Below are 10,212 nucleotides of genomic sequence, written 5' to 3'. Positions count from 1 at the left end.
GGAATGAAACAGAATTTGCCTGGCGGCGATAGCGCAGTGGTCCCACCTGACCCCATGCCGAACTCAGAAGTGAAACGCCGTAGCGCCGATGGTAGTGTGGGGCTTCCCCATGTGAGAGTAGGGAACTGCCAGGCATCAAATTAAGCAGTAAGCCGGAGCAATCCGGTGGTTGTAAAGAAATTCGGTGGAGCGGTAGTTCAGTTGGTTAGAATACCTGCCTGTCACGCAGGGGGTCGCGGGTTCGAGCCCCGTCCGTTCCGCCACTTATTTGAAAAGCCCTAAGCGTTAGCTTAGGGCTTTTTCGTGTGTGTAGAATTCTAGAATTAGAGTTTTTAGATAATCCTCTCTTTTTCTTCTCCTTATGTTTTTTCGTCAATCAACCATTTTCTCTTTTTCTTCCCTATCGGCCAGCGCATATGACAAGTCTGCGATAAAATTCTTGTAACGGAAGAGGGCATTTTTTTGGTAGGGTATTTGGTGTATTGAAACGGATAGTGGACGAGGCGTGCGGAAAAGAACCTATGCAATGAGATATGTTGCTGGCCAACCAGCTGAACGTATCTTTCCTCCTGGGGAAATGTATTATCCAGGGCAAACGATACCGACAGGCTCGTTGTTGCTGGAGGGGGATGTTTTACGCGTAATGGTGTGGAATATTTTTAAGCAACAAAGAATGAATTGGCTTTCTGTGTTGCAGAATTTCGGCAAAGGTACCCAGCTTGTTCTATTACAGGAAGCGCAAAGTACGCCAGACCTTATCCGTTTTGCAACCACTAACTACCTTTTTGCCGATCAGGTACCTGCCATTATCCTCCCACAACACCCATCCGGTGTGATGACGCTATCAGCAGCCCAACCGGTATATTGCTGCCCTTTACGTGAACGCGAACCTTTACTGCGTTTGGCCAAGTCTTCTTTAGTGACGGTATATGCGCTTCAGAATGGGCAGAGGCTGATGGTTATCAATATCCATGCAGTTAACTTTAGTTTTGGTGTTGAAGTTTATACCAAACAATTGGCTGCAATTGGGGAGCAGCTCATACATCATCAAGGGCCTGCTATTATGGCTGGAGATTTCAATGCATGGAGTCAGCAACGTATTAACGCACTTAATCGGTTTGCGATAAGGATGGGGCTACAGGAGGTGTGTTTTGTTGATGACCAGCGGCGTAAGGCATTTGGCCGGCCGCTAGATTTCGTCTTTTACCGTGAATTGACCGTTAACCAGTCTTCTGTATTGGTGACTCAGGCTTCAGATCATAATCCATTGCTTGTCGAATTCAGCCTGATTTAATTGCGATAAAAAAACAGCCCTCTACATTTCTGTAGGAGGGCTGCGTTTCGTTGCTGATTCTGATATGACGTTAAGAATCAGGTTTTATGTTGCTGCTAACATAAAGCGTCAGGCGATCGCCTGGCTGGATGTTGGCATTTTTATTGATAACCGTATTCCATCGCATTACGTCAGCGATATTTACGCCGTGGCGTTTAGCAATACTTGCCAGCGAATCACCCTTTCGTACCTGATAGGTGATAGAGCTGTTATTACCTGAGGCTTTGGCAACTTGCAATGTCTGCCCAACCTTGAGCGCACCAGCGCTACGTAGATTGTTCCAGCTCTGCAAATCTTTCGTGCTGACATTAAGCCGTGCCGCAATGGCTGATAAGGTATCACCTGAGCGTACCTTATACTGCTGTGATGCTGGCGTTGACTGTGTTTGCGCTAAGCGTGTTGGTTGAATCGCTGCGATGTCACCATCAGCCAGTGAATCTTTCAACTGCTCAACGTGAGCTTTAGGAACCATAATGTAATGTGGCCCATTTGGTGCGGTTACATTACGCTTATAGCCCGAGTTATAGCTCTTCAGCTTATTCAACGACAGTCCAGCCATCTCAGCGGCTTGAGTCAATTCTATCTGCTGCCCCAGCTCAACTTTGGCTAATGCCCGGCTTTCATTGGGTTGCGGCAGGCTAACGCCATACTTCTTGCTGTTTTTAAGAATATCGCTCAAGGCTAACATCTTAGGAACATAAATGGACGTTTCACGCGGTAACGCCAATGCCCAAAAGTTGGTTGATTTCCCTTTTGCTTTATTTACTTTCATCGCCTGCATGACACGGCCTTCACCACTGTTGTATGCGGCAACCGTCAATAACCAGTCACCATCAAACATTGTGTTGAGACGTTGCATCATATCCAGCGCAGCTGTCGTAGACGCAATTACGTCGCGACGCCCGTCATACCACTGGTTTTGTTTCAAACCATAATTACGTCCTGTACCAGGGATAATCTGCCATAGCCCAGCGGCATTGGCGGATGATGTGGCACTTGGATCAAAAGCGCTCTCCACTATGGGTAGCAGTACCAGTTCCATCGGCATTTTACGTTGCTTAATCTGCTCGACTATCCAGTACATGTACGGCTCTGCCCGTAATGTTACATCGTGGAGATAGCTCTTATTTTTCAAATAACGCGTTTTTTGCTCGCGGACCCGGGCGTTATCCGGAACCTCCATCTTCAGCTCGTCGCCAATGAAGTTCCACAGATCTCGTTGCGCGAGGCTATCGTCATCTAACCATCGCGCGGAGGCCTCTCGGCTACCTGTGTACTTTCCTGCTTCACTTTGACTTGCCGAAGACAAACTCTGTGCATGCTGTTTCGGTTGCGAGGTGTCATGTGGTGAAACCTGACAACCGACTAGCAAGACTGAGGCGATGATTATCGCTTTAGCCTTCATATGTTGGTCAATAGTTGCTTAAAAGACGAGCAAGGATACTTTGATTAGAGGAATAGCACAACCTAAACCTTCAGAAGCAGTCTTTCTTGCTGCGTAGCAGCTCAAAAACTTGCCAATTCTCTATATTTTCAGGTTCTTTTGATAATTTTCTTTTTAAATCAAACTCATGGCAGCGGAGAAAAAGATTGATTCTTCTTTCCTGCCCTAATGTTGTTGGCAGGCTAGACTGCGATTTTTCGCGTATCTGGCTGATTTTATGGAGATAAGCTTCAATACTTGGCTCTTCTGGCCATATAGCATTAGAAAACGTTAAGTTTGATAACGTGTATTCATGGGCACAGCACACGACGGTATCATCAGGAAAGGCTGCTATTTTATTAATTGATTCATACATTTGCTTCGGCGTCCCTTCGAGAATTCGGCCACATCCTGCTGAAAATAGGGTATCACCGCAGAACAAAAACGGCGCATTATAGTAGGCAATATGACCTAATGTATGCCCCGGAACCTCAATTACAGAAAATTCCGAATTTAACAAAGAGACGGTATTTCCCTCCTCAACGAGATAGGTTGCGCCGCATTTAGCGGTTTCTTTCGGGCCGAAAACAGGCAAGTTAGGGTAGTGATTGAGTATCTCACGGACACCTCCCACATGGTCGTTATGGTGGTGAGTGAGCAAAACTGCTTCGGGGGAAAGTGAGTTTTGAGCGAGCGCATTAAGCACTGGGTTCGCCTCACCCGGATCGACGATCACACAACGCTTTTCTTTATTACTCAATAACCAAATGTAGTTGTCCTGAAGTGCGGGGATACTGATAAGATTCATTCATCACCTCTTTTTTCTAGCAGCCTGAGGGCGAGAACAGACGATGAAATCGGCACAAATTCCTCAGACCATTGTTGCCCCTGATTCATGGAATGATATCACCTGCGGGCAGTTTTATCGCGAGTCGCTTGAGCTGGCTTTGTTGCCATGGTGGCCAAAACTCTTTGGTTTTCACCTTATCAAGATAGGGGCGCTGAGTGCAGAAATCGATGTAACAGAGTGCGCAATCGCGCATCAGGTTAACGTTGCTCCGCATGGTGATAATCTTCACGTTGTGGCTGATGCCCATCAACTGCCTTTCTCTGAAAAGTCGATCGATGCCTGTTTGCTTGCTCAAACACTATCTTATTCGTCGGACCCACATCGTGTTTTACGTGAGGTTGATCGCGTGTTGATCGATGATGGTTGGTTAATCCTGAGCACATTTAATCCGATCAGTTTGGTTGGTCTTGGCAAACTGATCCCTCGGGTTAATAAAAAGCATCCCTATTGCAGCCGTATGTTTACTCAAATGCGCATCACGGACTGGCTGGGGCTATTGAACTACGAGGTTATTCATCAGACTCATTTTCACGTTACGCCATGGCGAAGGAATAAGGGGAAATTGAATAAACATATTCCGATGCTAGGGTGCCTGACGTTAATTATTGCCCGAAAGAGAACGATTCCGCTGACGTTCACGCCGATGAGAACGCGGTTGCAGAAAGCATCTGTGCGCCGCACAGTGGGCGCAACAAAGATATATCGAAGATGAGAGAGAGGCCTACGGTGATTTACTCAGCCTGATAGCCAATGTCATCGAGTGTTGGCGCACTGGCGGCGGCGCGAGCAAGCTCATCGCAGCGCTCGTTTTCCGGGTGTCCGGCGTGTCCTTTTACCCATTCCCAGCGCACGGAATGGCGTTGAATCGCGGTATCCAACCTTTTCCAGAGATCGACATTCTTGACGGGTTTTTTGTCAGCGGTTTTCCAACCGCGTTTTTTCCAGTTATGAATCCAACTGGTGATACCCTGACGAACATATTGGCTATCTGTGCTGAGTACGACATCACAGTCGGTGGTCAGTGTTTCAAGCGCTGCAATCGCGGCCATCAATTCCATTCTGTTATTCGTCGTAAGACGATAGCCCGCACTTAACGCTTTTTCGTGCTGCTTGTAGCGCAGCAGGGCGCCATAACCGCCGGGGCCGGGATTACCGAGGCAAGATCCGTCGGTGAAAATTTCTACCTGTTTGCGCATCTCTGGTAGACTCTCCCTTATGGTAAAAACGGCAAGTCTGACATAAACGAAAACGATGAGCACTGAAATTACGCGACAAATTGTCCTCGATACAGAAACCACCGGTATGAATAAACTGGGGGTTCACTACGAAGGGCATAAAATTATCGAGATCGGTGCGGTCGAGGTGATTAACCGCCGCCTGACTGGCCGTCATTTTCACGTCTACATCAAACCCGACCGTTTAGTGGACCCAGAGGCCTATAACATACATGGTATCAGCGATGAGTTTCTTGCTGACAAACCGATGTATGCTGATATTGCGGATGATTTCCTTGATTTTATCCGTGGTGCGGAGTTGGTCATTCATAACGCGATGTTTGATATCGGCTTTATGGATTATGAATTTCGATTGCTGAATCGGGATCTTCCTAAGACGGAGACGTTCTGTAAGATCACCGATAGCCTGCTTATGGCGAGGAAGATCTTTCCCGGCAAACGGAACAGTTTGGATGCGCTCTGCGATCGCTATTTAATAGATAACAGCAAGCGTACGCTGCACGGCGCATTGCTCGATGCCGAGATTCTGGCTGAAGTTTATCTGGCGATGACCGGAGGCCAAACGTCGCTAACTTTTTCTACGGAAGGTGAAACGCAGCAGCAGAATGAGAACAGCGAAACGATCCAAAGAATTGTTCGCCCACAATCGGCGCTAAAGGTGCTTTATGCCGATGAGGCTGAGCTATTAGCACATGAACAACGCTTGGATCTGATTGCTAAAAAAGGCGGGAGCTGCCTGTGGCGAGCTGAATAATACCGCTGAAGTATCATCCTTTACATAGCAAGATAGATAGGTCGGTTATGTCATGGGAGAGAGAATAGTCACTGAGCTGAAATTATAAGCAAACAGAAGCGGTTAGTTATAAAAAGCATTGACGTAATAGTGCCATCATCTTAGTATTCATCCCGCTCAGTGAGCACGAGTGGAGCGGTAGTTCAGTTGGTTAGAATACCTGCCTGTCACGCAGGGGGTCGCGGGTTCGAGCCCCGTCCGTTCCGCCACTTATTATGAAAGCCCTGAATCAGAAATGGTTCAGGGTTTTTTCATTTCTGTGGTTTGTAGAAAAAGCGGTAGAAATGAGTTAGGAGAAAAATGCGGCCACCCGGAAAGCAGTGACCGTTTTTTTAGAAATCCCAATCTTCATCTTCGGTATTAACGGCTTTGCCTATTACATAAGATGAACCGGAGCCAGAAAAGAAGTCGTGATTTTCATCGGCATTTGGCGAGAGCGCTGAGAGAATTGCGGGATTCACATCCGTCATGCTGGCAGGGAATAGCGCTTCATAGCCCAGATTCATCAGCGCTTTGTTCGCGTTGTAGTGAAGGAATTTCTTCACATCTTCCGTCCAGCCGACGCCATCATAGAGTTCCTGCGTATACAGCACCTCATTGTCGTACAAATCCTGTAGCAGATCGTAGGCGAAATTTTTCACCTGCTGCTGGCGAGCGGGATCGGCCTTTGCGAGTCCGCGCTGGAATTTGTAGCCTATATAGTAGCCGTGTACGGCTTCGTCGCGGATGATGAGTCGGATCAAATCTGCCGTGTTGGTCAGCTTGGCGCGGCTTGACCAGTACATCGGCAGGTAAAATCCAGAGTAGAACAGGAACGACTCCAGAAACACGCTGGCGACTTTCTTCATCAGCGGATCGTCGCTGCGATAGTGCGAAAGAATAATGTCAGACTTCTTCTGTAGCGCCGGATTCTCTTCGCTCCAGCGATAGGCATCATCCACTTCGCTGGTCAGGCAAAGCGTGGAAAAAATTGAGCTGTACGAGCGAGCGTGTACCGCTTCCATAAAACTGATGTTGGACAGCACGGCTTCTTCGTGCGGCGTCACCGCATCGGGCATGAGCGTTGGCGCGCCCAGCGTATTCTGGATGGTGTCCAGCAGCGTCAGACCGGTAAAAACACGGATCGTCAGCTGGCGTTCGCGGGCGTTGAGCGTGCTCCACGACGGAATATCGTTAGAGAGCGGCACCTTTTCTGGCAGCCAGAAGTTAGACGTTAATCGGTTCCAGACTTCCAGATCCTTGTCGTCTTCAATTTTGTTCCAGTTAATCGCCTGGACGCGAGTGAGTGCGGTCATGCTTCGATTTCCTTCCGCGATGGCTTATAGCGCACAGGACACACAGCCCTGAACTTCGGTGCCTTCCAGAGCCATCTGCCGTATGCGAATGTAATAAATAGTTTTAATGCCCTTGGTCCAGGCGTAGATCTGCGCTTTATTGATGTCACGTGTGGTGGCGGTATCGCGGAAAAACAGCGTTAGCGACAACCCCTGATCGACATGCTGCGTGGCGGCAGCGTAGGTGTCGATGATCTTCTGCGGCCCGATCTCATAGGCATCCTGGTAATACTCCAGGTTATCGTTGTTCATGTAAGGGGCAGGGTAGTAGACGCGACCAATCTTGCCCTCTTTACGAATTTCGATGCGTGACACAATCGGGTGGATACTGGATGTCGAGTGGTTGATATACGAAATCGAACCGGTCGGTGGAACCGCCTGTAAGTTTTGGTTGTAAATACCGTGCGCCATAACCGACTCGCGCAGCGCCGCCCAGTCTTGCTGGGTGGGAATGTGGATACCAGCCTGCTCAAACAGTTCACGCGCGCGGTCTGTCGTCGGTTCCCACTGCTGTTCGACGTATTTATCAAAATACTCGCCTGTGGCGTATTTGGAGAGTTCAAAACCTGAGAAACGCTGGTTACGCTCTATTGCTAGCGCGTTCGATGCCCGAATCGCGTGGAAAGCGACGGTGTAGAAATAGATATTGGTAAAATCGACGGCTTCTTCTGTGCCGTAAAAAATACGCTCTTTCGCCAGGTAGCCGTGCAGATTCATCTGGCCTAAACCAATCGCATGGGATTCGTCGTTGCCTTTTTCAATAGACGGCACGGAACGGATATGGCTCATGTCGGAAACGGCGGTCAGCGCGCGGATCGCCATTTCAACCGTTTGGCCGAAATCGGGTGAGGCCATTGCGTTGGCGATATTCATCGATCCGAGGTTACATGAAATGTCTTTGCCGATGTGGCGATAGCCAAGATCGTCGTCGTACAAGCTGGCGTCATTGACCTGCAAAATCTCAGAGCACAGGTTACTCATATTGATGCGGCCGTGAATCGGGTTCGCGCGATTCACCGTATCCTCAAACATCATGTAGGGATAACCGGACTCGAACTGGATTTCGGCGAGGATCTGGAAGAATTCGCGCGCCTTAATTTGGGATTTACGGATGCGCTTGTCGTTCACCATCTCGTGATATTTTTCGGTGACGCTAATTTCTGACAGCGGCACGCCGTAAACTTGTTCAACATCATAAGGTGAGAACAGGTACATCACCTGATTATTCTTCGCCAATTGGAAGGTGATATCGGGGATAACCACACCTAAAGATAACGTCTTGATACGGATTTTCTCGTCGGCATTTTCCCGCTTGGTATCCAGGAAACGCAGAATATCCGGGTGATGTGCATTGAGGTACACCGCGCCCGCGCCCTGACGTGCGCCAAGCTGGTTGGCGTAGGAGAAAGCATCCTCCAGCATTTTCATGATAGGAATAATACCGGATGACTGATTTTCGATACGCTTGATTGGCGCACCGGTTTCACGGATGTTGCTAAGCATGAAAGCCACGCCACCGCCGCGTTTTGAGAGCTGAAGCGCGGAGTTAATCGCTCGACCAATCGACTCCATGTTGTCTTCAATACGCAGCAGAAAGCAGGATACCAGTTCGCCGCGCTGCTTTTTACCGCAGTTGAGAAACGTGGGCGTAGCGGGCTGGAAACGTCCGCTGATAATCTCGTCAACCAGCGCGCTAGCCAGTGCTGTGTCCCCTTTGGCAAGAGCTAGCGCTACGAGACAAACGCGATCTTCGTAGCGTTCAAGATAGCGTTTGCCGTCAAAGGTTTTCAGCGTATAGCCGGTATAGTATTTGAACGCGCCCAGAAAGGTTTGAAAGCGGAATTTGTGAGCGTAAGCCTGCTGAAAAAGGCTCTTGATAAAATCGAAGTGATACTGATCGAGCACTTCCGCTTCGTAGTAACCTTCTTCGACCAAATAACGCAGCTTTTCTTCCAGATTGTGGAAGAACACGGTGTTCTGATTCACATGCTGTAGGAAATAACGGCGCGCCGCGAGTTTATCCATCTCGAACTGGATATTTCCCTCTGCGTCGTAGAGGTTAAGCATCGCGTTCAGCGCATGGTAATCGAGTGAGTGGGCTTCCGCATCGGCTTTGCTTGCCTTTGCACTCACGTGGTCTGTTGTTGCCAAAATTCAGTTACTCCCTTACGCACATTTGCAACGTCTTCTGCTGTGCCGAGCAATTCAAAGCGGTACAGGTAGGGCACCTGACATTTCTGCGCAATGATGTCGCCAGCGATGCAGTACGCTGCACCGAAATTGGTATTGCCTGCGGCAATCACGCCGCGCAGGTAAGCGCGATTGTGCGGATCGTTGAGAAAGATGATGACCTGACGCGGCACAGCCCCTTTCGTGCTGCCTCCGCCGTAGCTGGGGACAACCAGAATATAGGGGCGATCAACTTTCAATGCAGGCTGTTCTGTCGCTATCGGAATTCTCAGGGCTGGCAAACCAACCCTGGAAATGAAGCGATGCGTGTTTTCCGACTGGCTGGAGAAATAGACCAGCGGGTTCATATAGCCTCCCTTACTGCAATTGCAGGGCGGCGTTCAGAGTACTGATCTTATCCGGGCGGAAACCGCTCCAATGGTCATCGGCCGTCATCACGACGGGCACTTGCTGATAGCCCAACGCTCTTACCTGCTGTAACGCCTGTTCATCTTCAGTTAAGTCCACCAGTTGATAGTTAATTCCTTGCTTATCCAGCGCACGGCATGTGGCGTTGCATTGAACACAATCCGGCTTAGTGAAAATAGTAATACGCATGATTCGTATTTACCCTTTGGCGTGAAAGAAGTATGTCGGAGCGGCTATCTTCAGGGTATATGCACCTGAACCGATCCACTGGGTAGCGACCCGTTACGTGACGGCTACACAAAGAATACTAGATGTGGACATTTAAAATTTCAACCACACAAGATATATGATTTTTAGTTGACCTTATACAAAATCACGCGAACCCAGATGTGGCAAGGCTGGTAGAGAATGCAAGTAAAAAATACAGAAAGAAATAAATGTGATGCGCATCATTTTTGATGAAATAGTGCACGACGAAATGAAGGGTAATGTGGGAAAGACAAAAGCCAACATGACTAATCCAGCTTTCCTCTGGTAAAAGTTGGCTTCTTAGTAACGCTTTTTTATGCTGACTAAGAGACAGTTTCGTGCGCAATGATACCGTCATTTTCATGCTACTTCATAGCATGCGCCCGACGCAGGGCGC

10 protein-coding genes, 2 tRNA genes and 1 rRNA gene are annotated in these 10,212 nt (G+C 48.6%); 6 read left to right on the top strand and 7 right to left on the bottom strand.

Annotation, left to right across the window (positions count from 1 at the left end):
* The first annotated feature begins 18 nt into the window (after positions 1-18).
* The 3 genes from rrf to A6301_RS13690 all read left to right on the top strand — a co-directional run bounded on the left by rrf (position 19) and on the right by A6301_RS13690 (position 1,294).
* Positions 19-134 (top strand): 5S ribosomal RNA (gene rrf / locus A6301_RS13700).
* 52 nt (positions 135-186) lie between these two features.
* Positions 187-263 (top strand) — tRNA-Asp (locus A6301_RS13695).
* A gap of 242 nt (positions 264-505) precedes the next feature.
* On the top strand, positions 506-1,294 hold the full coding sequence (locus tag A6301_RS13690) for an endonuclease/exonuclease/phosphatase family protein (protein WP_107169959.1): 789 nt from the start codon (positions 506-508) through the stop codon (positions 1,292-1,294).
* 70 nt (positions 1,295-1,364) lie between these two features.
* On the opposite strand, the gene mltD is transcribed toward A6301_RS13690, so the two are convergent.
* Both mltD and gloB read right to left on the bottom strand, forming a co-directional pair.
* Positions 1,365-2,738 carry a murein transglycosylase D gene (mltD, locus tag A6301_RS13685; RefSeq protein ID WP_107169958.1) on the bottom strand — a complete coding sequence of 458 codons (1,374 nt, stop codon included), beginning with the start codon at positions 2,736-2,738 and terminating at the stop codon, positions 1,365-1,367.
* A 70-nt stretch (positions 2,739-2,808) separates the two neighbouring features.
* Positions 2,809-3,564 carry a hydroxyacylglutathione hydrolase gene (gloB, locus tag A6301_RS13680; protein WP_107169957.1) on the bottom strand — a complete coding sequence of 252 codons (756 nt, stop codon included), beginning with the start codon at positions 3,562-3,564 and terminating at the stop codon, positions 2,809-2,811.
* Positions 3,565-3,607: 43 nt separating this feature from the next.
* On the opposite strand from gloB, the gene A6301_RS13675 reads away from it, so the two are divergent.
* Positions 3,608-4,318: a class I SAM-dependent methyltransferase gene (locus tag A6301_RS13675; protein WP_234258004.1), complete on the top strand. Its 711-nt coding sequence runs from the start codon at positions 3,608-3,610 to the stop codon at positions 4,316-4,318.
* A gap of 19 nt (positions 4,319-4,337) precedes the next feature.
* On the opposite strand, the gene rnhA is transcribed toward A6301_RS13675, so the two are convergent.
* Positions 4,338-4,904 (bottom strand): ribonuclease HI, encoded by a 567-nt coding sequence (gene rnhA, locus A6301_RS13670; RefSeq protein ID WP_234258003.1) that lies wholly within the window; start codon positions 4,902-4,904, stop codon positions 4,338-4,340.
* Here rnhA and dnaQ point away from each other — a divergent pair.
* On the top strand, positions 4,858-5,595 hold the full coding sequence (gene dnaQ / locus A6301_RS13665) for a DNA polymerase III subunit epsilon (RefSeq protein WP_107169954.1): 738 nt from the start codon (positions 4,858-4,860) through the stop codon (positions 5,593-5,595). The two genes, rnhA and dnaQ, sit on opposite strands and share 47 nt — an antisense overlap.
* A gap of 171 nt (positions 5,596-5,766) precedes the next feature.
* Positions 5,767-5,843, top strand: a tRNA-Asp gene (locus tag A6301_RS13660).
* 123 nt (positions 5,844-5,966) lie between these two features.
* Here the strand turns inward: A6301_RS13660 and nrdF are convergent.
* The 4 genes from nrdF to nrdH are packed head-to-tail and all read right to left on the bottom strand — an operon-like array spanning position 5,967 to position 9,755.
* A complete protein-coding gene (gene nrdF / locus A6301_RS13655) occupies positions 5,967-6,929 on the bottom strand; it encodes a class 1b ribonucleoside-diphosphate reductase subunit beta (RefSeq protein WP_015841298.1) in 963 nt (320 codons plus the stop codon).
* Positions 6,930-6,953: 24 nt separating this feature from the next.
* On the bottom strand, positions 6,954-9,101 hold the full coding sequence (gene nrdE, locus A6301_RS13650; RefSeq protein ID WP_107169952.1) for a class 1b ribonucleoside-diphosphate reductase subunit alpha: 2,148 nt from the start codon (positions 9,099-9,101) through the stop codon (positions 6,954-6,956).
* Positions 9,098-9,505 (bottom strand): class Ib ribonucleoside-diphosphate reductase assembly flavoprotein NrdI, encoded by a 408-nt coding sequence (gene nrdI / locus A6301_RS13645; protein ID WP_010280810.1) that lies wholly within the window; start codon positions 9,503-9,505, stop codon positions 9,098-9,100. Before nrdI ends, nrdE begins: the two co-directional genes overlap by 4 nt.
* Positions 9,506-9,515: 10 nt before the next feature.
* The gene (gene nrdH / locus A6301_RS13640) at positions 9,516-9,755 is read right to left on the bottom strand and encodes a glutaredoxin-like protein NrdH (protein WP_014916295.1); all 240 of its coding nucleotides are present in this window, start codon (positions 9,753-9,755) and stop codon (positions 9,516-9,518) included.
* Positions 9,756-10,212 lie beyond the last annotated feature (457 nt).

Origin of the sequence: Pectobacterium sp. IFB5596, assembly GCF_021432585.1 — a bacterium.
Lineage (GTDB): Bacteria > Pseudomonadota > Gammaproteobacteria > Enterobacterales > Enterobacteriaceae > Pectobacterium > Pectobacterium punjabense.
This window is presented reverse-complemented; position numbering and strand designations above follow the sequence as displayed.

What these genes read in the sequence shown, in the direction of transcription:
- mltD (WP_107169958.1), bottom strand. Translation starts at nt 2,738, where the DNA reads ATGAAGGCTAAAGCGATAATCATCGCCTCAGTCTTGCTAGTCGGTTGT.
- gloB (WP_107169957.1), bottom strand. Translation starts at nt 3,564, where the DNA reads ATGAATCTTATCAGTATCCCCGCACTTCAGGACAACTACATTTGGTTA.
- A6301_RS13675 (WP_234258004.1), top strand. Translation starts at nt 3,608, where the DNA reads ATGAAATCGGCACAAATTCCTCAGACCATTGTTGCCCCTGATTCATGG.
- dnaQ (WP_107169954.1), top strand. Translation starts at nt 4,858, where the DNA reads ATGAGCACTGAAATTACGCGACAAATTGTCCTCGATACAGAAACCACC.
- nrdF (WP_015841298.1), bottom strand. Translation starts at nt 6,929, where the DNA reads ATGACCGCACTCACTCGCGTCCAGGCGATTAACTGGAACAAAATTGAA.
- nrdI (WP_010280810.1), bottom strand. Translation starts at nt 9,505, where the DNA reads ATGAACCCGCTGGTCTATTTCTCCAGCCAGTCGGAAAACACGCATCGC.
- nrdH (WP_014916295.1), bottom strand. Translation starts at nt 9,755, where the DNA reads ATGCGTATTACTATTTTCACTAAGCCGGATTGTGTTCAATGCAACGCC.